This window comes from Microlunatus endophyticus (assembly GCF_014646195.1).
GTDB lineage: Bacteria > Actinomycetota > Actinomycetes > Propionibacteriales > Propionibacteriaceae > Microlunatus > Microlunatus endophyticus.
The window spans coordinates 48,462-71,761 of sequence record NZ_BMMZ01000004.1; the positions used below are offsets into that span (position 1 = coordinate 48,462).

Annotated in this window: 19 protein-coding genes, 2 tRNA genes and 1 pseudogene; 12 read left to right on the plus strand and 10 right to left on the minus strand. The window is 66.8% G+C overall.

What is annotated here, in order from left to right; genetic code table 11:
• Window positions 1–185: 185 nt before the first annotated feature.
• Together IEY07_RS09235 and IEY07_RS09240 are read left to right on the plus strand one after the other, a co-directional pair.
• Complete coding sequence (locus IEY07_RS09235) at window positions 186–683, plus strand: hypothetical protein (protein WP_188894931.1); 498 nt, start codon at window positions 186–188, stop codon at window positions 681–683.
• Between the two features lie 355 nt (window positions 684–1,038).
• Window positions 1,039–2,288: pseudogene (locus IEY07_RS09240) on the plus strand (IS481 family transposase).
• A 38-nt stretch (window positions 2,289–2,326) separates the two neighbouring features.
• Here the strand turns inward: IEY07_RS09240 and IEY07_RS09245 are convergent.
• The 4 genes from IEY07_RS09245 to IEY07_RS09260 form a co-directional block, all read right to left on the minus strand.
• Window positions 2,327–2,402 (minus strand) — tRNA-Lys (locus IEY07_RS09245).
• A gap of 49 nt (window positions 2,403–2,451) precedes the next feature.
• Window positions 2,452–4,020 (minus strand): phytoene desaturase family protein, encoded by a 1,569-nt coding sequence (locus IEY07_RS09250; protein ID WP_188895397.1) that lies wholly within the window; start codon window positions 4,018–4,020, stop codon window positions 2,452–2,454.
• Between the two features lie 5 nt (window positions 4,021–4,025).
• On the minus strand, window positions 4,026–4,763 hold the full coding sequence (locus tag IEY07_RS09255; protein ID WP_188894932.1) for a type 1 glutamine amidotransferase: 738 nt from the start codon (window positions 4,761–4,763) through the stop codon (window positions 4,026–4,028).
• The gene (locus IEY07_RS09260; RefSeq protein ID WP_229669964.1) at window positions 4,760–5,917 is read right to left on the minus strand and encodes a Mur ligase family protein; all 1,158 of its coding nucleotides are present in this window, start codon (window positions 5,915–5,917) and stop codon (window positions 4,760–4,762) included. The genes IEY07_RS09255 and IEY07_RS09260 overlap by 4 nt, the downstream gene beginning before the upstream one ends.
• 236 nt (window positions 5,918–6,153) lie before the next feature.
• Between IEY07_RS09260 and IEY07_RS09265 the strand changes: the two genes are divergently transcribed.
• The 8 genes from IEY07_RS09265 to IEY07_RS09300 all read left to right on the plus strand — a co-directional run bounded on the left by IEY07_RS09265 (window position 6,154) and on the right by IEY07_RS09300 (window position 13,105).
• A complete protein-coding gene (locus IEY07_RS09265) occupies window positions 6,154–6,957 on the plus strand; it encodes an NAD-dependent epimerase/dehydratase family protein (protein WP_188894934.1) in 804 nt (267 codons plus the stop codon).
• Complete coding sequence (locus IEY07_RS09270; protein WP_188894935.1) at window positions 6,954–7,325, plus strand: CHY zinc finger protein; 372 nt, start codon at window positions 6,954–6,956, stop codon at window positions 7,323–7,325. Before IEY07_RS09265 ends, IEY07_RS09270 begins: the two co-directional genes overlap by 4 nt.
• Window positions 7,322–8,032: a ThuA domain-containing protein gene (locus IEY07_RS09275; RefSeq protein ID WP_188894936.1), complete on the plus strand. Its 711-nt coding sequence runs from the start codon at window positions 7,322–7,324 to the stop codon at window positions 8,030–8,032. Before IEY07_RS09270 ends, IEY07_RS09275 begins: the two co-directional genes overlap by 4 nt.
• Window positions 8,029–9,783, plus strand: coding sequence for a glycerol-3-phosphate dehydrogenase/oxidase (locus IEY07_RS09280; RefSeq protein WP_188894937.1), 1,755 nt, complete (start codon window positions 8,029–8,031; stop codon window positions 9,781–9,783). The genes IEY07_RS09275 and IEY07_RS09280 overlap by 4 nt, the downstream gene beginning before the upstream one ends.
• A 70-nt stretch (window positions 9,784–9,853) precedes the next feature.
• Window positions 9,854–10,420: a CDP-alcohol phosphatidyltransferase family protein gene (locus IEY07_RS09285; protein WP_188894938.1), complete on the plus strand. Its 567-nt coding sequence runs from the start codon at window positions 9,854–9,856 to the stop codon at window positions 10,418–10,420.
• A gap of 57 nt (window positions 10,421–10,477) precedes the next feature.
• The gene (locus tag IEY07_RS09290; protein ID WP_188894939.1) at window positions 10,478–10,759 is read left to right on the plus strand and encodes a hypothetical protein; all 282 of its coding nucleotides are present in this window, start codon (window positions 10,478–10,480) and stop codon (window positions 10,757–10,759) included.
• 100 nt (window positions 10,760–10,859) lie between these two features.
• Window positions 10,860–12,107: a formaldehyde dehydrogenase, glutathione-independent gene (gene fdhA, locus IEY07_RS09295; protein ID WP_188894940.1), complete on the plus strand. Its 1,248-nt coding sequence runs from the start codon at window positions 10,860–10,862 to the stop codon at window positions 12,105–12,107.
• On the plus strand, window positions 12,104–13,105 hold the full coding sequence (locus IEY07_RS09300) for an NHL repeat-containing protein (protein ID WP_229669888.1): 1,002 nt from the start codon (window positions 12,104–12,106) through the stop codon (window positions 13,103–13,105). Before fdhA ends, IEY07_RS09300 begins: the two co-directional genes overlap by 4 nt.
• A gap of 20 nt (window positions 13,106–13,125) precedes the next feature.
• On the opposite strand, the gene IEY07_RS09305 is transcribed toward IEY07_RS09300, so the two are convergent.
• Window positions 13,126–14,049: an LLM class F420-dependent oxidoreductase gene (locus IEY07_RS09305; protein ID WP_188894941.1), complete on the minus strand. Its 924-nt coding sequence runs from the start codon at window positions 14,047–14,049 to the stop codon at window positions 13,126–13,128.
• 40 nt (window positions 14,050–14,089) lie between these two features.
• Between IEY07_RS09305 and IEY07_RS09310 the strand changes: the two genes are divergently transcribed.
• A complete protein-coding gene (locus IEY07_RS09310) occupies window positions 14,090–14,431 on the plus strand; it encodes a metallopeptidase family protein (RefSeq protein ID WP_188894942.1) in 342 nt (113 codons plus the stop codon).
• Between the two features lie 23 nt (window positions 14,432–14,454).
• Here the strand turns inward: IEY07_RS09310 and IEY07_RS09315 are convergent.
• From IEY07_RS09315 to IEY07_RS24065, 4 genes are all read right to left on the minus strand, one after another.
• Window positions 14,455–14,530, minus strand: a tRNA-His gene (locus IEY07_RS09315).
• Between the two features lie 97 nt (window positions 14,531–14,627).
• On the minus strand, window positions 14,628–15,302 hold the full coding sequence (orn, locus tag IEY07_RS09320) for an oligoribonuclease (protein WP_268239196.1): 675 nt from the start codon (window positions 15,300–15,302) through the stop codon (window positions 14,628–14,630).
• On the minus strand, window positions 15,299–18,259 hold the full coding sequence (locus IEY07_RS09325; protein WP_188894943.1) for a glycosyl hydrolase: 2,961 nt from the start codon (window positions 18,257–18,259) through the stop codon (window positions 15,299–15,301). The genes orn and IEY07_RS09325 overlap by 4 nt, the downstream gene beginning before the upstream one ends.
• An 84-nt stretch (window positions 18,260–18,343) precedes the next feature.
• The gene (locus IEY07_RS24065) at window positions 18,344–20,662 is read right to left on the minus strand and encodes a GDSL-type esterase/lipase family protein (protein ID WP_229669889.1); all 2,319 of its coding nucleotides are present in this window, start codon (window positions 20,660–20,662) and stop codon (window positions 18,344–18,346) included.
• Window positions 20,663–20,745: 83 nt separating this feature from the next.
• Between IEY07_RS24065 and IEY07_RS09335 the strand changes: the two genes are divergently transcribed.
• Window positions 20,746–21,417 carry a TetR/AcrR family transcriptional regulator gene (locus IEY07_RS09335; protein ID WP_188894944.1) on the plus strand — a complete coding sequence of 224 codons (672 nt, stop codon included), beginning with the start codon at window positions 20,746–20,748 and terminating at the stop codon, window positions 21,415–21,417.
• On the opposite strand, the gene IEY07_RS09340 is transcribed toward IEY07_RS09335, so the two are convergent.
• On the minus strand, window positions 21,386–23,272 hold the full coding sequence (locus IEY07_RS09340; RefSeq protein ID WP_229669890.1) for a chloride channel protein: 1,887 nt from the start codon (window positions 23,270–23,272) through the stop codon (window positions 21,386–21,388). The two genes, IEY07_RS09335 and IEY07_RS09340, sit on opposite strands and share 32 nt — an antisense overlap.
• Window positions 23,273–23,300: the final 28 nt, after the last annotated feature.

Genomic DNA, 23,300 nt, shown 5'->3' on the forward strand with positions numbered 1-23,300 from the left:
CGTTGCGACCAAACCGCCGATAATGCAGTCGATTTGTGCGCAGCATGGTGGCGTCTCCGGACGGAGCATCCGTAACCTTGGTGATTCACACGTTTGGCTGCGGCTGGTCGGAGTGAGCTGCTATATGTGAGGTTATGTCATCCGAGCCCAGCCGATGGTGGAGTCTGTCTCCGCGTCGGCGGTGGGTGGCGGTCATTGCAACAGCTGGCAGTGGTTTGCTGGCCTTGGTCATAGCCGGTTTGGCGGGCGGTTGGTCGGACTGGCGTGGTGTCGTCAGCCTCACCTGCGGAGTTGCCGCTATCGCGGCGATCGTGACGACGATCCGCATGCCAATGGTCGATGATCGGCGCGGGAACCCGCTGTTGGGACTTGACCGCAGAACCAAGCGCAGGGCGCTGCGTTGTATTCGCCATGGCGACTGTGAAGGCGCGCCCATCGGCGTCAACCTGGGACACGTGGCGTTCTTCTGGGGAGATGCCCAAGTGCGCGGCCTTCGATTGTTGGTCCCAATGGTGTTGCTGGTGCTCGGTAACGCGTTGACGGATGGAGCGTTGTGGTTTTGGATCTTTGGCGTCGGCTTCGTGGTGGTCGCGGTTGTGTCGGTGATTCGGGGCATTCGCGATATCCGGGCTTGCCGACGGTTTCTGATCTCACGCGTGAGTGGTTCGGCGCCGCGCGGCTGACAGCACCTTGGGATCGATCAACGGCAAAGTCGCTGGAGCTGAACTATCCAGGGGCGGATGTCGAGGAATCGTCTACCCCATTGGGTTTCATACGTTCCGGAATACGGTAGGCCGCGTCAGGGGACGCTCTGGCTGAAACCGCAACGGAAGGCGATGCTGTGGTTTGACCTTCAGAGCCAGATCTCAGACCTGGTGTATCTGACGAGCCACGTTGGTGCGCCGCGAGGTGTGCTGGTTCACGACATCGTTCATATCTGAGTCGAGACATCGTTCACATTGATGAGTCGAGACATCGTTCATAGTCCTAGCGGCGTGCCTGCTGCCCGGGTTGACGTGTCGGTCATTGGTTGCTGGCATGTCGAAGGCGAAAGTGATCGTGCTCGCGGTCGTGGAACAGGGCCTGACCCAGACCGAAGCAGCTCGTCGGTTCAACGTGTCATGGCGCTGGGTTCACACCCTCGTCAGCCGTTACCGGGCCGACGGCCTCGATGGGCTGGAACCACGCTCGCGACGACCGCGGACCAACCCGCGAGGCATCACTGACCCGGTCCGGGCCAGGATCATCGAACTCCGCACCAAACTCGCCGCCAGCGGACTGGACGCCGGCCCGGCCACGATCGCCTGGCACCTGTCCGAAGAAGGCATCGACCCGCCACCGGCGATCTCGACCATCCGCCGCACGATCACCGACGCCGGCCTGGTCCGACCCGAACCGCGCAAACGCCCCAAAGCCTCACTGCACCGATTCGCCGCGAACAACCCAACGAAACCTGGCAATCCGACTTCACCCACTGGACCCTGGCCGACGACACCGAACCCGACACCGGGACTGACGTCGAGATCCTGAACTGGCTCGATGATCACTCCCGCTACCTGATCTCCTGCACCGCCCACCAACCCGTCACCGGCCCGATCGTGGTCGAAACCTTCACCACAGCAGCCAATACCTACGGGCCACCAGCATCAACCCTCGATCTGGCCTCACCGACAACGGCATGGTCTACACCACCCGACTGCTGCGCGACCGGGCCGCCCGCAACCAGTTCGAACACCTATGCCGAATACCTGTTGGGCGCCCTCGGCATCACCCAGAAGAACGGCACCCCGTTCCATCCCCAAACCCAGGGCAAGATCGAACGCTTCCACCAAACCCTCAAACGCTGGCTCGCCAACCAACCCCCAGCCGAGACCCTGGACCAACTCCAGACCCAGCTCGACACCTTCCGCCAGATCTACAACCACCACCGCCCACACCGCGCCCTGGACCGCCAAACCCCGGCCCAGGCCTACACCGCCCGACCCAAAGCCCGACCCACCGGTGCCCCGATCAACGGCTTCTTCCGAGTCCGCTACGACCACGTCGGCACCAACGGCAAAATCTCCCTCCGCCGAGCCGGTCGCATGCACCACCTCGGCATCGGCGCCGCCCACGCAGGCAAACCCGTCACCATCCTGATCACCGACACCGACGTCACCGTGATCCACAACGGCACCGGCAACATCCTGGCCACCAACACCATCAACCCCGACCGCACCTACTGGCGCAACAACCAAAAAGAGCCCGGCCGATGGCCGAGCTCCCAAACCCCCGAATATGAACGATGACCCGACTCACCTATGAACGATGACTCGACTCATCACATTGGTGCGCCGCGAGGGAATCGAACCCCCAACCCGCTGATTAAGAGTCAGCTGCTCTGCCAATTGAGCTAGCGGCGCGCGAGGAAGAACGTTACCAGCCAGCCCAAGGCTGAGCGAAATCGAAGCGTCAGTCCTCCAGCAGCGCCATCGCCGCGCTGTGACCGCCCAAGCCGCTGACCGCGCCGCCACGTCGGCTGCTCGAACCACACACCAGCAGGCCCTCGTGCCCACTGGCGACGCCCCAGCGTTCGGCGGCCGTTGTCGTCGGCTCGTCGTCGGCCAGCCAGGGCCAGGACAACTCGCCGTGGAAGATGTGACCGCCGGGCATCCCGACAGCGGCTTCGACATCGAGCGGGGTCATCACCTCGATGCAGAGATCACCGTTGGCATCGGTTGCCAGGCAGTCCTCCAGCGGCTCGGCCAGCACCGATTGCAGACTCGCCAGCGCCGCATCCCGAGCCTGGTGCCGCACGGCGTCGGGGTCGCGTACGAAGAGGCTTGCGGGAGTGTGCAGACCGAAGAGGGTCAGGGTGTGCCATCCCTGCTCGACCAGCTCGGGGTCGAGGATGCTCGGGTCAGTCAGGCTGTGGCAGTAGACCTCGCAGGGGAAGGGATCCGGTAGTTTGCCGGCGAGCGCAGCCGCATGGGCCGCCTGCAATTCCTCGTAGCCCTGGTGCAGGTGGAGCGTACCGGCGAATGCGGTCTTCGGGTCCAGACCGGAGCGCAGCCGGGGCAGCCGCTTGAGCACCATGTTGATCTTGAGCTGGTTGCCTTCTGGCTTCGGCGCTTGCTCGCCCAGGAGGCCGGCGAGGGTGTGCGCGGCACAGTTGGCCAGCACGTACGGCGCCTGCCAGGTTCCGGAAGAGGTCGTAACAGTCCAGCGATCATGATCGCGAGTCAGACTCCTAACCCGCTGATTAAGTGCCACTTCAGCTCCGGCCTCTCGGGCTGCATCGATCAACGACGCGGCCACGGCACCCATGCCGCCGACCGGCACCTTCCACTCGCCGGTGCTGTTGCCGATCACGTGATAGAGGAAGCAGCGGTTCTGCACCAGGCTCTGATCATGGACGCCTGCCTCGGTGCCGATCAGCGCATCGGTGAGGATCGTTCCGCGGATCGTGTCGTCGGCGAAGGTCCGTGTCACCAGGTCGCCGATCGGCTGCTCGGTGATCGCCGTCATCAGTTCCGCGCCGACCCGATGGGCGATCGCGCCGGCACGGGGGAGCGGTTCGGTGAGCGTCGGCGCGACCACCCGGGCGAAGCGACCAAGATCATCATGGAACAGCTGCCAGGCCTCGTACGCCTCCGGTCCGCCGGTCAGTTCGGCGAAGGAATCCCGGGTTGCCGTGCCCTCCGGGCGTTCGACCAGCAGACCATGATCATCGACAGGGGAGTAGGAGCCGACGGCCCGGGATCGCAACTCGAGCTCGAGTCCGAGATCGTCGATGATCTTCTGCGGCAGCAGGGAAACCAGGTAGGAGAAGCGCGACAGCCGGGCACCGACACCGGGGAAGACTTGCTCGCTGGCGACGGCGCCGCCGAGACGGTCGCGCACCTCCAGCACCACCACCGAGCGACCGGCGCGAGCCAGGTAGGCGGCGGCCACCAGACCGTTGTGGCCGCCGCCGATGATCACCACATCGGCCGTCCGCTCGGCACCTGCAGCGGCTCCGTTGCCACCACCTGCGGACATCGCGGTCACGAGCGGGCCGCTGCAATACGCTGCCGCCGCAGTTCGGTGATTTCCGGACGGTCGATGGGCGGAAGTGTAGTCCCCAATGCCAACTCCAGCACGTGATCGGCGAGGGCAGGATTGCGTGCCAGTGCCGGGCCGTGCGGGTAGATCGCCAGCACCGTACCGTTCTGTGCGCCGTCGAATCCGGTGCCGTCGTTGCCGATCCCGACCTCGACCTGTGTCACTGGCTTCGCGTCCGGTCCGAGCGTGGTGTAGCCGCCGTGATTCTCGAAGCCGGTGATCCACTGTTCCTCACCGGAGTGATCGATCCAGCGGCCCAGCAACTCGCCGACTGCCCGGGCCGGCCCGCGCCGGGTGGTCACGTCGAGCAGGCCGAGTCCCTCGGTGACGGTGTCGTCGTCGCCGATCGTGAACGTGTTGCCGAGGATCTGGTAGCCGGCACAGACCGCGAACACCGCCGCCCCGCGATCGACCGCGCGGTAGATGCTGCCGTCCTGCTTGAGCGCCTTGACCGCTGATATCTGGGCGGCGTCCTCGCCGCCGCCGAGCAGGTAGACGTCGCCGGTCTCGGGCAGCGGATCGCCGGGCTCGACGACATGCAGGACCGGGTCGTACCCCCGCCAGGCGAGCCGCTTCATCAACACCGTGGCGTTGCCGCGATCACCGTAGATTCCCAACAGGGACTGGTAGATCAGCACCACCTCGACGCGCTTGTCGCTGCCGGAACTCGCCGCACTCATGCCAGGCCTCCCATCTTGCGCAGCCGTTGGAACGGCGTATATGTGGCGACGATGTCGACCGGTTCGGTGTGCCCGACCACCGCCTGACCAAGATCAGGAAGACAGACATGATCAACTCCGGCGTATGCCAGGCGTACGGCCAGGTCCTGCGCCCTGGGGCCGGTGGCGATCACCCGACGGCCGGCCAGCTGTTCGTACTCGACGTCCCACAACCAGGAGACGTCGCGACCGTCGGCCGCCGCTGAATCGATCGCCAGGATCACCGTGTCGGTCGCCACCAGCGGCAGCGCCTCGGCCCAGCCGGCCGGATTCTTGGCCAGCAGCAGCCGGGCCGTGGTCGAACCGAAGTGTGCGGTGCCGAAGCGACCGGCCGGTGAGGTGACCGTCTGCATCCCCGCGATCGCCACATCGGGATCGATGCCCAGCACCCCGGCGGCGGCCAGTGCGCAGGCGGCGTTGCTGATGTTGAACTTGCCGGGCAGTTGCAGCCGCGGGTCGTGCAGGCTGCCGTCCGGCGTACTGATCTTGTCCCCGAGCACCCGGTAGTCGGCGGTCGGCTCGGCGAGCTCACAGTCCCGGCAGCGCCAGGTCTTGCCGAATTCGCCCTCGATTCGCAGCAGCGTCCCGCCGCACTGCGGGCAGAGCACCGCGTCCTGCAACCAGGTGCTCGCGGTGTCCACCCAGACCGTCTGCTTGGCTTCCTTTGCCGCCCACACCACCAGCGGTTCGTCGGCGTTGGCGACCACGATCGGGCCTTCGTCGCCGGCGCTGATCAGCGCATTCCGCCAGGCCCGGGCGAGCGCCTTGATCTCGTGGTGGCGGTCCAACTGGTCGCGGCTGAAGTTGAGCAGCACGAGGACCTCCGGTCGCCCGAGGCGTACGACATCGGCGACGACCCGCTCGTCGGTCTCCAGGATGGCGATATCGGCGCCGGGCTTCTTGGACAACGCCGAGGCGATGCCGCCGTGCAGATTGGCTCCGTCGGCGTTGTGCACGATCCGTTCCGGGCCGCCCCATCCCCGGTCAACCAGCGCGGCACCGACCGAGGCGGCGAGCAGGTGGGTGGTGGTGGTCTTGCCGTTGGTGCCCGAGACCATCGCGATCCGCCGGCCGTGCAGCAGCTTGGCCAGCGCCTGCGGATCGGCCTTGAGCATCACCTGCCCCTGGATCGCGGTGCCGGTTCCACGGCCGGCCAGCCGGGACGCGCGGGCGGCCAGGCGTCCGGCAGTTGTCGCAGCGGCCAGCCGGATCCTGGGCACCGGGGCCAGCCGGGGCCGGGAACCGGGCACGTCGAGCGGTGCGAGGGCGGTCTCCGGAAGAGGCATGGCGCTATTGTCACCCATCCCTCGCCGTGCGGCCGTCTCGTCACCGGCCACTAGCATCGGGAGACGTGAGGATCTGGGTCAGCGGCGCTGCAGGCAAGCTGGGCTCGCAGGTCAGCGAGCAGTTGCGCGACGACGGCCACGAGGTGGTCGGGGTTGATCGCCGGCCTGCTTCCGGGGTGCAGACGGTGGATCTGGAGGACCCGGCCGCGGTCGGGGCATCGCTGAGCGGTTGCGATGCGATCATCCACTGCGCGGCGATCCCGAGTCCGGAGGGCCACGAACCGGCCGAGCTGGTCCGCAACAATACGATGTCGACCTTCAATGCGCTCGAGGAAGCCTGGAAGCTCGGGATCCGTACGGCGGTGCTCGCCTCCAGCGGCTCGATCTATGGCACCGCCTGGTCGCCGGAGCCGATCGACCAGCCGTACGTCCCGGTCGACGAGGACAGTCCGTTGCAGTACGTCGACCCGTACGCGTTGACCAAGGACTTCCTTGAGCGGATGGGCCAGGCGTACGCCCGCCGCGGGATGACCGTCACCGCGCTGCGGTTCCATTGGATTCTGACCGCCGCCGAACAGGACGAGCTGGCCACGCGACAGCCGGTCGAGGACGAGGTCAAGAACCTCTGGGGCTTCGTCGATCTCGGCGACGCGGCCCGTGCCTGCACCCAGTCGCTGCAGCGCGACGGGGGTTCGGAGCCGTACGCGGTGTTGGTGATCGCCTCCGGCCGGACCTGGGCCGGCGAGCCGACCGCCGACATGCTGCGCCGCTACTGCCCGGACACCGATGTCCGGGGCGCGTTCGAGGGCAGTCAGGGTGCGTACGACATCAGCCACGCCCGCGAGCTGATCGGCTGGCAGCCGACATGAGCCGACCGACCGTTCGCGGTGCCGTGATTGACGACCAGACCCGCTGCAGGCACTGGCATGGGCCGTACGACGTGGTCGCGATCAAGTTCGCCTGTTGCGGCGACTTCTATCCCTGCATCAGCTGTCACGCCGAGGCGACCGAACACCCGGTCCGTCGCTGGCCGATCAGCCAGCGTGCCGATCCGGCGGTGCTCTGCGGGGTCTGCGGCCACCTGCTCACCATCGACGATTACCTGGTCGCCACCAGCTGCCCGGCGTGTTCGGCGGCGTTCAATCCCCGCTGCTCGCTGCACCATCACCTGTACTTCGAGCTGGCGGGCGAGACCGGCTCAGCTGCTCCGGATCCGAACGCTAAGGTCGAGATGTGACCGGAAGCAGGATCCGCATCATCGCCGGCGTCGGCCGCTTCAGTGACCCGTGGCACCCGTTCGCCGAGACCTCCCCGCGCATCGCCGCGCTGTTGACCGAACAAGATCATCAGGTCGAGATCCGCGACTCCACGCCCAACGCCTTCACCGGGCTTGACGACGTCGACCTGGTCGTCCTCAACCTTGGCGGCGGTGAGGGCGAAGCGGCCGCGGCGGAGGAGTACGACGCGGCGACCTGGCGGTCGACCTTCGAGAACTTCGGACAGTGGATCCGGGCCGGGCATCCGATCCTCGGCATCCACTGCGTCGCGAATGCATTCCCGGACTGGACCGAGTGGGAGGGGTTGCTCGGCGGTCTCTGGATCCGCGGCACCTCCCATCATCCGCCGCGCAACGAGTTCACCTTCGACGTCGTCCCTGCCCACCTGACCCATCCCGCGGTCGGCGGACTGTCCACCATCACGGCGCTCGACGAGCGCTACTCTGAGCTGGACGTCGCCGGCAGTTCCATACCGCTGGTGCAGCACCGCTTCGACGACAAGGACCAGATCATGGTCTGGGCCGTCGACGACGGGCATCGCAAAGCGGTCTACGACGGTCTGGGCCACAATCTCGAGTCCTACGACAGCCCGGAGCGGTGCCGGCTGCTGGTAGCCGAGGTCGACTGGCTTCTTGATCATCCCGAGGGCACAGAGGCAGGCTCGTGATCGACAGCAGATTGACCTCCGCCTCACGCGCCGAGGCCCTCGAACGGTTGGCAGCAAGCAACTCCGAGGGGCAAGAGCTTGACATCCTGGTCATCGGCGGCGGCGTTACCGGCGCAGGGATTGCCCTGGACGCGGCGACCCGCGGACTGACGACCGGAGTTGTCGAGGCGCAGGACTGGGCGTCCGGCACCTCGAGCAAGTCCAGCAAACTGATCCACGGCGGGCTGCGCTACCTGCAGATGTTCGACTTCAAACTGGTCCACGAGGCACTGGTCGAACGCGGGCTGCTGCTCAGCCAGATCGCGCCGCACCTGGTCAAGCCGGTGCCCTTCCTGTATCCCTTGCACAACAGGGTTTTCGGACGGGCCTATGTCGAGACCGGCATCAGCCTGTACGACGGTCTGGCCAGCCTCAGCACCGGTACAAAGGTGCGCGGGCAGCGTCGAAGGATCCTGCCCTGGCACACCTATATGGGTCACCACCGGATGATGGAGCGCTTCCCGGGGCTCGATCCCAAGGCGGCTGCCGGGGCGATCCAGTACTGGGACGCGACGGTCGACGATGCCCGGTTCGTCGCCGATCTTGTCCGTACGGCCCAGGCGTACGGAGCCTTCCCGGCCAGTCGGACCCAGGTATCCGGATTGATCAAGGACGGCGACCGGGTCGTCGGTGCGAGGCTCGTCGATCTTGAGACCGGCACAAAGCTCGAGGTCCGGGCGCGGACCGTGATCAACTCGACCGGCGTCTGGACCGACACGACCGAGAAGCTCACCGGGACCGACGGTAGCCTGAAAGTCCTTGCCTCCAAGGGCGTTCACATCGTCGTGCCCCGGGAACGCATCGACGGCCGGGTCGGACTGATCTTGCAGACCGAGAGCAGCGTGCTGTTCATCATCCCGTGGTCGCGTTACTGGATCATCGGCACCACCGACACCCCGTGGACCGAGGACGTCACCCACCCGGTCGCCACGGCCCGCGACATCGACTACGTCCTCGAGCAGGCGAACGCCGTGCTGGCCCGTCCGCTCACCCGTGACGACATCATCGGCCACTACGCCGGCCTCCGGCCACTGCTGCAGCCGGGCACGACCGGCGACGGCGTCTCGGCCAAGATCTCCCGCGAACACACCGTCGCTTCGCCGGCACCGGGCATGGTCTCGATCGCCGGCGGCAAATTCACCACCTACCGGGTGATGGCCAAGGACGCCGTCGACTTCGCGCTGGGGGAGCGGGCCGTACGGCTTCCCTCGGTGACTGCGAACGTGCCGTTGGTCGGCGCGGTCGGCTATCCCGGCGCCCGCGAGCACACCACTGCGCTGGCTGCCCGCTACGGCTGGGACGCCTGGCGGATCTCGCATCTGCTGCACCGCTATGGCGCCGAGATCAGTGAGATCACCCGGCTCTGCACCGACGATCCTTCGATGGCTCAGCCGTTGACCGGCGCGACCGCCTACATCCGGGCCGAGATCGCCTTCGCGGTCGGCCACGAGGGTGCGCTGCACCTGGACGACGTCCTGGCCCGCCGGACTCGGATCGTCTACGAGGAGCCTCAGCAGGGACTTGCGGCACTGGACGAGATCGCCGACCTGGTGGCGCCCCTGCTGGGCTGGAGCGAGGACCAGAAGGCTGCCGAGGTCCGGGCCTACCGGGAGCGGGCCAGGGCCGAGTCGGAGGCGATCCAGCAACCTGATGATCACGCCGCCGCCGAGGTGCGGGCCCGGGTCGATGATCACGTGCCGATGATCAGTTGAACCGAATGCCCCGTTAGCTCGTACACCGGTCAGCAGGTCCATGACTGTCGGCTGGCAGAGGGGGAGCGGGATGACGACTGCACGGGTCCCCGTTGGCGTCGGTCGGGTCGGGCTCGCCAATGTGATCACCGGCTCTCGCCTCTTGATCGCCGTCGCCGCTTTCATCTTGCTGCTCGTAGCTGTTGGCGGTCGGGAGCAGCCGCTCATGATTGCCGCCGCGGTGCTGGCCGGAGTCAGTCTGCTGCTGGACGGGATCGACGGTCGGGTCGCGCGGGCCCGGCACGAGGCGAGCCGGTTCGGCGCGATCTTCGACAACGAAGCGGATGCTGCGACGGTGGCGCTGTTGTCGGTCGGCCTGTGGATCAACGGCATCGCCGGCTGGTGGGTGCTGCTGATCGGCGCGATGCGTTATCTGTTTCTGCTCGCCGGCATGGTGCTGCCCGCGCTGCGGGGCCGGCTGCCGGTGAGCATGCTGCGCAAGGTGCTCGGGATCAGCCAGGGGATCTCGTTGGCGCTTGCTTTGTTCGGCGCCGCGATCCACGCGTCGGCCGGGTGGCAGCTGTTGCCGGCGATCGCGCTGGTCGGTCTATTCTGGTCGTTCGGCCGGGACACCGTCCACCTGCTGACGCGACGCTGACCAGGCGACGCTGATCACCAACTTGCCATGATCGAACACATGTTCGATACTCGATCCATGGCGCAGGATCATCGGTACGGGGCGTTCGGGGCACCGTCGGAGTGGAACCACCAGCAGGTGGTCAACGTCGAATGGCCGCCGCAGGGGATTCCGCCCATGCTCCCCGAGAACCCACCGGTGCCGGTCCAGGTCCGAGTCGTGTGGGAGCACGACGGCGAGGAGTGGATCCCCGGCCGCGCGGTCCGCTGGCTGCGGCCGGTGGTGTTCGTGCTGATCAACGATCAGCGGCATCGCGGTGCCGGAGTCTGGGTGCCGTTGAAGGATGTGCGGCGAACCTGACGCACAGCCGTTGAGATACAGGCTGTCCGGGTCGCTCAGGCAAGATGATCGAGCGGTAGGGTCCGACAAGGTACTCATCGGCCTGTGCGGAGGAGCACGTATGGCGGGCAACAGAGCTGTTACCTATGTCGGTTCAGGCAAGGTCGAGGTCCACGACATCGACTATCCGGGCCTGGAACTGAGAGACGGGCCGGGTGTCAACCCTGCCAATGTCGGCAGGAAGACGCCGCACGGCGTGATCTTGAAGAACGTCGCCACCAATATCTGCGGCAGCGACCAGCACATGGTCCGTGGTCGTACGACTGCACCCGAAGGTCTGGTGCTGGGACATGAGATCACCGGTGAGGTCGTGGAGACCGGGCCTGATGTCGAGTTCGTCAAGGTCGGTGATCTCTGTTCAGTGCCGTTCAACATCTCCTGCGGTCGTTGCCGTAACTGCAAGAGCGGCAAGACCGGTATCTGCCTCAACGTCAATCCCGACCGACCGGGATCGGCGTACGGCTACGTCGATATGGGCGGTTGGGTCGGCGGTCAGGCCGAGTACGTCATGGTCCCCTACGCCGACTGGAATCTGCTCAAGTTCCCGGACAAGGACCGGGCGATGGAAAAGATCCTCGACCTGACCATGCTCTCCGACATCTTCCCGACCGGCTACCACGGCTGTGTATCAGCCAAAGTCACCACGGGCTCGACGGTCTATATCGCCGGCGCCGGACCTGTCGGTCTGGCCGCGGCAACTTCAGCCTTCCTGCTCGGAGCAGCCGTGGTGATCGTCGGCGATCTCAACGCCGACCGGCTGGCCAAGGCTAGGAGCTTCGGCTGCGAGACGATCGATGTCTCACAGGGCCAGCCGCAGGACCAGATCGAGCAGATCCTGGGCGTCCCCGAGGTCGACTGCGCGGTCGATGCCGTCGGCTTCGAGGCCCGCGGACACGGGCCGGACGGCGCCGGGGTCGAGATGCCGGCCAGTGTGTTGAACTCCTTGATGGACCTCACCCAGGCCGGCGGCTCGATCGGCATTCCGGGGTTGTACGTCACGGGTGACCCCAGCGCGCATGAGGAGTCCGCCAAGGTCGGCTCGCTCTCGCTGCGACTCGGCCTCGGGTGGGCGAAGTCGCACGCCTTCTACACGGGGCAGTGCCCGGTCATGCAATACAACCGCCAGTTGATGATGGCCATCCTTCATGACCGCGTGCAGATCGCCAAGAACGTCGACGCCACCCCGATTCCTCTCGAGGACGCCCCGAAGGGCTATGCCGACTTCGATCATGGAGCAGCGAAGAAGTTCGTCCTCGATCCGCACGGGATGATCAAGGCGACGCATCCGGAACTGGCGGTCAGCGCGTGACCGGAAACATCGACGCACCGACCCTGACCTACCAGTGGTTCACCTTTCCGACCGACCCGAGCCATGCCGACGGCTGGGCCCACCACGGTGTGGCGATGACCTCGGACGGACAGGTGGTGACCTTCGCGGCCGGCGGTGACGAGGTGGTGATCTTCGATGTCGACGGCAATCCGGTGGACCACTGGCCCACCGGATTGACCGAAGGGCACGGCATTTCGGTCTCGCACGACGCCGACGGCGACCACATCTGGATCGCCGATCCCGGTAGCAAGATGGTGGCGGACACTCCTGGTCACTACCAGGGCTTCACTCCCGGTGATCATGGCCGGGTCGCCGAATTCGACCTGACTGGGCGCCTGGTCCTGGAGATCGGCGTTCCTGATCATCCTGCCTACACCGACGGGCGGTTCGCTCCGACGTCGGTGATCGTGGACTCGGTGGCCGACGGCGGCACCGGCAACATCTGGGTGGGCGACGGCTACGGGGCCAGCCTGGTACACGAATACGCACCAGACGGTACCTACCGGCAGACACTTGACCACGACTTCAACTGCCCGCACGGGGTGACCATTGATCGCCGTCGCGACGAACCCGAGCTCTATATCGCCGACCGAGGCAACGAACGGCTGCAGGTCTTCGGATTGGACGGGCGGTTCCAACGCATCTGCGGCGAGGGGCTGCTCCGGGGACCGTCGGCCTTCGCCTTCGCCGACGACAAGATGATCATCGCCGAGCTACGCGCCCGGGTAGCCGTACTCGACCTCGATGATCAACTCGTCGGCTACATCGGCGCCGACGACGAGGCACCCGCGCGGCCGGGCTGGCCCAACGCGATTTCGGCCGATGGACTGACCGTACGTCCCCCGCTGCAACCAGGCCGCTTCAACTCCCCACATGGAGTCGCGGTCACAGCCGACGGCAGGATCGTCGTCGCCGAGTGGCTGATCGGCGGTCGCGTCAACCGGCTGACCAGAGATACCGACTACTCGGCGCAGTAGCTCGAGCAGGGGGTTGGGTGTCAGCCCAGCTGCGGCACGATCTCTCGCGCGATGAACTCCAGATGATCAAGATCGTGGTGATCCATCACTTGCAGATACAGCCGCTGAACGCCGAGCTCCTTCAACGCCCCGATCCGATCGACCGCCTCGGCAGCAGTCCCGCCAACACCGTCCTGACGCAGCCCCGCGAGATCCCGGGAGATCGCCTCGGCACGACGGGTAGCTTCCGCCTCAGTGGCACCCACGGCAATCGTCCGAGGCACCGACAGGATCAAGTCACCCTGCGGCCGGCCGATCTCGTCGCACGCAGCACGTGCGCGATCCAGGGTGGTCTTCACCTGATCAAAGGGGACGAAGCCCGTGTTGTACTCGGTTGCGTACTTGGCAGCAAGGCGCGGCGTCTTCTTCTTGCCGGCTCCGCCGACGATCAGCGGCATCGGCCTCTGGACCGGCTTCGGCAGCGCCGGGGAATCCGTCAGCGTGTAGTGCTCTCCCGAGTAGGAGAATGTCTCGCCGACGGGAGTCGCCCAGAGCCCGGAGATGATCGCGAGCTGTTCCTCGTAGATGCCGAACCGCTTGGCCGGGAACGGGATGCCGTAGGCCTCATGCTCCCGCGTGTTCCAGCCGGCGCCGAGACCGAGTTCGGCCCGACCGCCGGACATCGCGTCGACCTGGGCGACCTGCACCGCCAGCACACCGGGATGGCGGAAGGTCACGGACGAGACCATGGTGCCGAGCTTGATGCGGCTGGTCTCCCGGGCCAGACCCGCGAGCGTCGTCCACGCGTCCGTCGGTCCGGGCAGCCCGTCGCCGGCGTCGAAGTTGATGTAATGGTCACTGCGGAACAGTGCGTCGAATCCGAGCTCCTCAGTGGCCTTCGCCACCGCCAACTGGTCCTCGTAGCTCGCGCCCTGCTGCGGTTCGATGAAGATCCTCAAGTCCACGGCTGAATCCTCTCATCCCGGCTCGGGGGACAATCGGTACGTGGTCGAAGTCGAGCCCTCGCGATTCGAGGAGATGGTGGCTGAGGCGCTCGACGGACTGCCTCACGAACTCGCCGAGCTGATGAGCAACGTCGCCGTCACCGTCGAGCACGACCGCGGTCCGAGGGGTCTGCTCGGGCTCTACCAAGGCATTCCGCTGACCGAGCGGACCACGAGCTACTCGGCGGTCCTGCCCGACCACATCACGATCTATCGGCGCGCGATCTGCGCGATCTGTCACACCGAGGAGGAGGTCGTGGATCAGGTGCGGCGGACGGTGGTGCACGAAGTCGGTCATCACTTCGGCATCGACGACGCGCGGCTGCACGAGCTCGGCTGGTGATCACCGAGCCCGAGGGAAAGAGATGGGGTGGATGACGAGACTCGAACTCGCGACCACCTGGACCACAACCAGGAGCTCTACCAACTGAGCTACATCCACCATCGCCCGACCAGAGGCGTACGCCATCGGTCGGCAGCCAGTGAATCTTAGCGTCACCGGTCGTCCGGACCGAAATCGGTTCCGGCGCTCCGACCGGTCAGGCCGGCGTCGGTTCGGAGGGCTTCGCGTCCGTCGCAGGAGAGGGTTCGGGGGCGGCCGGTCGCTCGCCGGTCAGCACGCCCTGATGGTGCAGTGCGATCGCCTTCGCGGTGGCGCTGTCCGGTCCGGGCTGGGGTACGAAGAGTGCCTCGCGGTAGTAGCGCAGCTCCTCGATGGACTCCTGGATGTCGGCCAGCGCGCGGTGGTTGCCGCTCTTGGCCGGCGACTGGTAGTAGACCCGCGGATACCAGCGGCGGGCGAGTTCTTTGATCGAGGAGACGTCCACGTTGCGGTAGTGCACGTGCGATTCCAGCGCCGGCATGTCGCGGGCCAGGAACGAACGGTCCGTACCGATCGTGTTGCCGGCCAGCGGCGCCTTGCGCGGCTCGGGCACGAACTGGGTGATGTAGGCCATCACCTTCTCCTCGGCCTCGCGCATCTCCAGACCCGCGTCCAGCTCGGTGAGCAGCCCCGAGTGCTCGTGCATGTTACGGACGAAGTCGCCCATCTGGTCCAGCGCCTCTTGGCTCGGCTTGATGATGACGTCCACACCGTCGCCGAGCACTTCGAGCTCGGAATCCGTCACCAGCGCTGCTACCTCGATCAAGGCGTCGTTGGCAAGGTCGAGCCCGGTCATCTCGCAGTCGATCCAGACCAGTAGCTGCTCAGTCACGCCCGCGAGTCTAGACCTCGGCGTGTTCGACGCAGCAGTCGTACGGGTCCGAGCAGGCCGTAGTCCCGCGGATGGGTCTGCTGGAATCCCTCACGTCCGACGAACATCAGCACGATGTCCGGGATCTGCTCGTAGTAGCCGCGAGCCAGCAGCCGGTTGTTCAGTGACGACGACACTCTGACGCGGATCGTGTTCTCGCCGGGGCGGAGATCATCGGTGATGTCGACCACCGGCCGCGAGGTGTCGAACCCACGCACCGCCCCGTCGTTGACCGTCACTGAGCCGAGACCGCCGGCGGTCGAACCAAGATCAAGAAGCAATCTTCCGCTGCCAAGATCATCGAGCCGCACGGTGGCCTGGTAGTCGCCGACTCCGGACACCTCCGCCCCGACCACGTCGATCTGCTGCCAGGGCCGCAGCGGACCGACACCAGCGTTGATCTTCGTGATCGCGGTGGTCGGGCGTACCTCGCGGCTGACATAGCCCAGCCCGCGATCCTCGGTGATCAGCTGCGGCTCTCCGGCATCCCAGCTCTCCACAGTCAGGTCCCAGTCCGCGATCTCGGCGACTTGTTCGTACGCCTCGGGCTCGGTCTCCGGGCCGGCGCCGGTCGAGCGATCGACCGTGATCAATGCGGTCTCGCCGGGGGAGAGTCGGAGCCGGACGATCGTGTGATCGTCCTCGTACCGCACTCCATCGCGATCATGAACGGTCCCGGTCCAGGCATCGATCGCGGACGCGGTGCCGAGACCCGGCAGCCGGATCTCGACCTCGGTCGGATCGCCCGTCTGGTAAAGGAAGTGGTACGCGTACAGGTGCAGTAGGTCGTCGTCCGCCCGCAGATGGGTGAGGATGCTCGGATTGTCCCGTACGAATTCGGCCCGACCCTGCACGCCGAGACTGCGGAGCGCGGACACCGTGCCGACGGGATCGTCGATCTCGACCACGGTCGGCAACTGCAGCAGCTCGGCGATGATCGTGGTCAACTCGTTGTCACGATGATCGAGTCCCGGTGTGCGGACGGCCGCCCGTTCGTGGCTGATGTAGTGGCCCATCATCGCCAGTCGTGCCTCCCGAGTTCCGTGCACCAGAAGGAGCCTGAGTCCCTCCCGGGCCCAACCGAGCAGGTGCGCGGCGACATCGGCGTCGAGTTCGCTCTGGTAGATGATTAGGGCCTGATATCCGGGGCCGTCCGGTTGGACGAGACCGTCGGCGTACGAGACGTCGCCGCGCAGCAGCAGCGATCCGTCGAAGAATTCGTACGTCCATCCGGCGTCCTGCATGCCGAGGTCGGACCACCAGCGGTTGTCCCGGTTGCGCATGCCGCGGGTCGCGTACGACTCCTCGTCGGGGACCCGCCGTCCGTCGAGATCCACCTCACCGACCCCGGAGACGTTGTCGGTGAAGTGATCCGTACGCAGGATGCCGACATCGATTCGTGGCAGGCCCTGCCGGAGCAGGTATTGGCAGCGCCCGAGCGCGGCGGTCCACAGCGGATAGAACTCCGCCGCCGGCTGCCGGGTGTCGAAGCGCTCGGAGAACATCGGCAGCATGCCCTCATGACCTGGCCACTCGGTTGTGTCCTCCGCGCCGGCCGGTGAGGACCAGCCGTGCAACACGGTCTTGGTGATCCCGGCCGCCAACTGGGTGGCGATGATCTGGTCGTAGAAGCGGTGTTCGAGCATGTGGTTGCGGGTGGTGGCACCGGTCTCGGACGAATACTGCTTGCCGAAGAGATGTGCGGGGCCGCCGAGCAGCCGGTAGGCGTCGATCTGGGAACCGAACTCCAGAGACTCGGTCTCGATCCCGTCGACCTCCGGGCCGGGTCGGGTCAGCTCGAACGGCAATCCGTAGCTGATCTCCGAGCGCAAGCTGATTCCCTGCGTGTGCAGGAATTCCGCGAACGGCCGCAGCATGTTCTCGATGTAGAGGTCGGTCAGGGTCCTGACATAGTCGTACCGGACCTTGTCGACGGTGATCTTGTGATCGTCGGCCGGTTCGTTGTGATAGGTCGTCGCTGCGGCCATCCAGGCGGACCGGGTCAGGAAGGGCAGCCAGGGCGTGATCTCGTAGCCGCGGCGGGACCGAAACTCAGAGGCCACTGATGGCCCCCAGAACATGCCGCCGGCTCCGTAGGTCGACAGCTCGAGAGAGTCCATGTACATCTGGGTCCGTGGATTCTTCGCGATCTCGGCGCGAAGCTCAGGAGTCAGGACAACGGAGTCCCAGTAGTCGATCACGGCGTCAACACCCGCCCGGTCGAGATAGTTGACCGTGTAGTTGATCGACGCCGACGGCGATGCGGTCTGCCCGGTGCCGTGCATCCAGAAGTTGAACAGTCGCCACCGGCCTTCAGCGGGTGCTGCCCATTCCAGCTCGTCGCCCTCGACCCGGTCCGACAGGTCAAGGACCGACTCGACGTCAAGGGTCGCGGCCGGGTCGGTCTCAGCGATCACCCGTGCAGCGACCACGGCAATCAGGACCTGATCGCGGATCACCCCGCGGTGGCCGGGGATGATCGACTCCGGCAGGGGAGCGTCGAGGTCGATCCGGGGCAGCGGCCCGGACCGGGATGTCCCGGCGGCCACGTCCTCGATCGTGACGTCGAGTTCCTTGGCCGCTGCGGCATGGTCTGGGTCGATGGTCGGCAGGTTGGCATTGGACCAGTTGGTGCCGGAGGTGAAGCTGACCGACATCCCGCGCCGGGTTGTCTCCTCGACCACGATCTGCGAGTCGTGCACCCACTCCTCGGCGCCCCAGCCGTATCTGCTGTGGTCGACCGCGGCCTCGTCCATGGCGAGGAATTCCATCCCGCCGAAACCGAGCCGGTGCGCCTCGCCGATCTCGTGCCGCAGGGTCTCGTCGGTGTGCAGGCCCTCGGCCAGCCACCAGCGCAACTCCGGCCGGAATTCGATGCCGGGCTCGGCGATCCGCCGGACCAACTCCTCGATGGACATGACCGTTCTCCCTTGAATGGCAATGAAACGATCCAACCAGGGTTGGCGTGCCCTGTCGAGAGATGCAACGGGTCAATCCGTCTGCTACCTCACAGGCAGCAGCTGGAGTCGGTCGAGGGTGTCGACCATAGCCCGGGCGAGGCGCTTGGACCCGTCGATGCTGGGGTGGGTGTGGTCCGGTGCCGCGTAGCGGGGCTCGAGGCGCGACGGGTCGGCGTCGGACCGGATCGCGGCGTCGAAGTCGACGTACTCGTGGCCGGACGTACGGATCCAGGTGTTCAGGTCCTGGCGGAGTTCTTCGCGGTGTGCGTCGACGCGGAGCTCGGGTGCGAGCGGGGTGATCGTCGCGAGAACCACTGTGATTCCAGCCGCCTCGGCACGATCGATGAGTTCCTGATAGCCGGCGACGAGTTGCGCGAGAGTGGGCATCTCCTCGATGGCGGTGACGCGGCCGGGCAGTCCCCAGTCGTTGCTGTTGTAGGCGATGACGAGGTGGGTGGCGCCGGCGGTTCCGAGCACGTCGTCGTCGAAGCGGGTCAGTCCTGCCTGTCCCCAGGAGGGGGTCTGTGGTGGCGCGTCGAGCCGGACACGGTTTCCGGAGATGCCGCGGTTGACGACGGCGATCGCGGCATCCTCGGGAAGCAGGTCGGCGGTGTACTGCGGCCATCCCATGGCGGTGCTGGAACCGCCGAACGCCACGACGACCGCCTTCGGCTCGGTCCCTGCGACCTCAACCGTGCGCAGGAACGGGCCACCGGCGGGCAGCGACCAGCCGGTCCCATCGGGCTCGGCATCCGCATCCGGGGCCGTGCCCGTGTTGGGCGCCGGGAACTCGCGGGACTCGTCGACGGCCGCCGGTGCCGAACCCTCGAGCGGGAACGGGAGGGATTCGACGAAGTCCCCGGGGAGCGAGCGGTCGAAGCGGAAGCCCGCTGCGGTCGCGTACGGGGTGGGACCGGGCAGGTAGACGTCGACGAGGATGTCGTCGCCCTTGGCCACATTCAGCTCGATCGGATCGGTCCACCGCGAGGCACCGACCGGGATCTCCACGGACGGTTGTCCGTTGAAGGTGGCTCCGACGAACCGGCTCCCGACGCCGATCGCGGCATGCCCGATGCGGACAGGGCCGTCGGCGAAGCGGTTGCTGAGCTCCACTCGGATCTGGCTGCCGCCGACTCCGGCCGGCACGCTCATCCGTACGGTGATGTCGTCGAAGTCCGGTTCGTCGTCCTCGCCGCGGTAGTCGGACACCGCCTGTCCCCAGGCCGGAACCCAGTCCAGGCCGTGGCCGCCGATGAACCCGATGAACGCGTACGGCGCCCGCTCGCCCAGGCACAACTCCTGGATCACCTGAGCCTCGGTGGCTTCGTCGCGGCTGCGGGCGAACATCGTCTCCTCGAAACCGGCTAGGGCCGCCTCCTGGTCATCCGGGTGGGCGGCCAACGCCAGCGCGAGCTCGGCGCCGTCGAGCATGGCCAGGTTCGCACCCTCGCCCGAGGGCGGCATCAGATGCGCGGCATCCCCGATCAGCGTGACGCCGGGAACGCGGCTCCAGCGGTGATCATCCGGCAGCGCGTGGATCATCCGGGCGACCGGCGGCCGCTCGCCGTCGGTGATCAGGGCCAGCAGCTCAGGCGCCCAGCCCTCGAATTCCGCGGCGATCCGCGCGGTCGCGGCAGCGGCATCACCGAAGTCGATGCCGGCGAACCACTCCTCCGACCGGGCGAGTTCGACGTAGGTATGGATCACTCCGCTCGCTTCGCGGTGTGCGGTGATCCCTCTGCCGGGCCTCAGCGCGTACATCACCCCGGCGCCCACAGCGGCGGCGGTTGCCGGATGGCGTTCGTCGACGTCGTAGAGGTAGGTCTCGACGAAAGTCATGTCCGAATAGACCGGGTTCGCGGACGAGAGGACCGGGCGGACCTTCGACCAGGCGCCATCGGCGCCGACCAGCATCTCTGCGGTCACGGTCGAGCCGTCCGCGAAGCTCAGCCCGTGGCGGCCGTCGCCCAGCGCAGCCACGCCGGTGAGCTTGCGCCCCCACTGGACCGTCCCCTCGGGGAGCGATTCCAGGAGAAGCCGGCGAAGATCGCCGCGGAGCGCCTCCGGCCGGCCACCGGTGCCGTCGTCGGGTTCGTCGAAGAGCAGCACGCCCCGCGGGTCAAGGACCCGGGTCGCTTCGGCGCCCGCGTGGATGATCGCCCGGAACTCCGCGGTCAGCCCGGCGGCCTCGAGCGCCCGCTGACCGGTGTGCTCGTGGATGTCGAGCTGTCCACCTTGGGTACGCGCCCCCGCCGAGGCATCCGCCTCGTAGACGGTCGCCGGGATCCCGTGCAGGTGGAGCACGCGCGCGAGTGTCAGGCCGCCGAGGCCGGCTCCGATGATCGTCATTGGTCTGGCCATCGCTGTTGCTGCTCCCAGATCGAAGGTTGGGTACGGTGTACCCGCAACTGTGGTACGGCGTACCCACCTGTCAAGATGGGGGCATGGTCACAACGAGCCGTGCCGCCGACATCCGATCAGCCGGACTCACCAGCGAACGCATCGTCCGGGCGGCGATCGACGTACTCGATGCCGAAGGCCTGAACGGGCTCACGTTTCGGACGCTCGCGGTCAAGTTGAAGACCGGGCACGGCGCGATCCAGCGGCACATCATCAACAAGGACAAACTCCTGGTCACAGCCACCACGACCGCGCTCACGCCGGTGCTCGAGGCGCCCGGGCGTGGGCTGCCGCCGCGTCCGGCCATCCATGCCGTCGCGTTGGCCGTCTTCGATGCCATCGACGCCCATCCCTGGTTGAGCTCGCAACTGTTCGCGGTGCCGTGGCAGCCGGCGATGGCAGAACTGTGGGAGCAGATCGGCCGGCCGGTCGCCGAGCTCGGTGTCCGCGAAGATCGGCTGTTCACCGCCGTGTCGACGCTGGTCAGCTACGTCGTCGGCGTGGGCAGCCAGAACGCCCTGAACACCCACTCCCTGGCAGCGGGCACGGATCGCGCATCGTTCCTGGACGCCGTCGCCACCACCTGGGAGAGTCTCGACGCGGTCGAGCACCCGTTCGTCGGCCGCGTGGCCGGGCAGCTGCGGGCGCATGACGACCGCAAGGAGTTCCTCGCGGGCATCGACATCATCCTCGCCGGGGTCGGGTCGCTGCGGTAATCGAGGGCGTCGCGCGGGCTGCTCGACGTCCTCGGACCAGCGGTTCCGGCATGGCCCCGGTCTCGCGTTCGGCTGCCAGCACGCGCTGGTGGGTCAGCCAGCCGACCAGGTGTGACCCGTCCTCGTCCAGCACTGGGACCGAGGCGTACGCAGTCTCCAAGGCGGCCAGGGCGGCCTGCAGCGGATCGGTGATCTTGATCGTGTCGGGGGACTCGATGATCGACTCGATCCGGTGATCATCGTGCCGGCCGTCGGCGAGTGCGTCGGCCAGGGCTCGGGCCGTGACGACTCCCAGATAACCGTTCTCGTCGATCACCCCGAGCTGCCCGTGCGGCGATGCCGTCACCGGGGCGATGGCCTTGATCAACAGTGTCCGGTTGTCCAGCAACGCCCCGACGGGTTCCATCACCTGACCGACCTCGATCCTCGCCATCGCAGAGATCGCGGGTTCGTCGATGTCGACCCCGCGGCGCAGCAGCTTGCGGGTGTAGATCGTGTCGTGGGACAGCAGATGGCTCAGCCCGGTGCCCAGGATGATCGCCGCCATCAGCGGCAGGATGATCGAATACTCCCCGGTCAGCTCGAACATGATCACCACGGCGGTGATCGGTGCCCGGGCGGCGCCGGCGAAGACAGCGCCCATGCCGATCAGCCCGTACGCTCCGGCCGGGCCGGCCAGTCCGGGCAGCAGATGGTGGGCGACCTCGCCGTATGCCGAGCCGAGCATCGCGCCGACGAATAGGCTTGGCGCGAAGACGCCGCCCGAGCCGCCGATACCGATGGTCAGACTGGTGGCGACCATCTTCCCGATCATCAAGATCAACAACATGATGATCCCGTACTCACCGGCGATCCCGGCGCCGAGCACGGGGTAGCCGACGCCGTACATCTGCGGCAGGATGAGCAGCAGACCGCCGAGGGCGAGGCCACCGACAGCCGGCCGGGCCCACTCGGGACCGCGCAGTTTGCGCCAGACCAGGTCGCAGCCGTCCTCGATCGCGTACAGAACCCGGCTGAAGCCGACACCGGCGGCGCCGACGAGCAGGCCGAGCCCGGCGAAGAGCGGATATTGGACCAGATGTCCGACGCTGAAGGCCGGCAAGGTCAGGAACGGGGTGTTGCCGAGAGCCGCCCTGCCGATCACGCTGGCGGTGACCGAGGATGCGACCACCATGCCGAAGGCGGCCGCGGTGAAGTCGCGCAGGATCAGTTCCATCGCGAAGAAGACGCCGGCCAACGGTGCGTTGAATGTCGCGGCGATGCCGCCGGCCGCACCGCAGGCGACCAAGACGCGCATCCGCGTCTCCGTGACCCGGAGCGTACGGCCGAGGGTCGAGCCGAGCGCAGAGCCGATCTGGACGATCGGCCCTTCCCGTCCAACCGAACCTCCGCCGCCGATACACAGCGCCGAGGCCAACGCCTTGACCAGGGCGACCTGGGGCGCGATCCGGCCGCCCCGCCGGGCGACTGCGAACATCACCTCCGGTACGCCGTGACCGCGGGCCTCCCGGGCGAAGCGCTGCACCAGCGGGCCGTAGATCAGGCCGGCGGCGATCGGTGCTACCAGCAGAAACCAGCGGCCGAGGTGGGGGAGCAGCGGGTGCGGCGCGCCCGGTGTGGCCGAGTAGTCGGCATGTCCGGAGAAGATCAACGTGAACGTCTTGATCAACCAGCGGAAACCTATCGCGCCGCATCCCGCACCGGCTCCGACAACCAGGGCCATCAGGAGCAGGCCCGGATTGGATGAGCGGACCCAGTTCAGCGCTCCGGCCCGGCCGTGTGGAATCGGCACGTCGGTGGCCGATCCGGTGCTCAGCTCCGGAACCTGCGGATTGCCGATCTCAGGTCGTGACACTATTGTATTATGCAATGATTGCACTGTG

Bases quoted from the DNA above. Each gene is read 5' to 3' on its own strand.
- fdhA (WP_188894940.1), top strand. From the start codon at position 10,860: ATGGCGGGCAACAGAGCTGTTACCTATGTCGGTTCAGGCAAGGTCGAG.
- IEY07_RS09250 (WP_188895397.1), bottom strand. From the start codon at position 4,020: ATGTCCGCAGGTGGTGGCAACGGAGCCGCTGCAGGTGCCGAGCGGACG.
- IEY07_RS09335 (WP_188894944.1), top strand. From the start codon at position 20,746: ATGGTCACAACGAGCCGTGCCGCCGACATCCGATCAGCCGGACTCACC.
- IEY07_RS09290 (WP_188894939.1), top strand. From the start codon at position 10,478: ATGGCGCAGGATCATCGGTACGGGGCGTTCGGGGCACCGTCGGAGTGG.
- IEY07_RS09285 (WP_188894938.1), top strand. From the start codon at position 9,854: ATGACGACTGCACGGGTCCCCGTTGGCGTCGGTCGGGTCGGGCTCGCC.
- IEY07_RS09325 (WP_188894943.1), bottom strand. From the start codon at position 18,259: ATGTCCATCGAGGAGTTGGTCCGGCGGATCGCCGAGCCCGGCATCGAA.
- IEY07_RS09260 (WP_229669964.1), bottom strand. From the start codon at position 5,917: ATGCTCAAGGCCGATCCGCAGGCGCTGGCCAAGCTGCTGCACGGCCGG.
- IEY07_RS24065 (WP_229669889.1), bottom strand. From the start codon at position 20,662: ATGGCCAGACCAATGACGATCATCGGAGCCGGCCTCGGCGGCCTGACA.
- IEY07_RS09255 (WP_188894932.1), bottom strand. From the start codon at position 4,763: ATGAGTGCGGCGAGTTCCGGCAGCGACAAGCGCGTCGAGGTGGTGCTG.
- IEY07_RS09270 (WP_188894935.1), top strand. From the start codon at position 6,954: ATGAGCCGACCGACCGTTCGCGGTGCCGTGATTGACGACCAGACCCGC.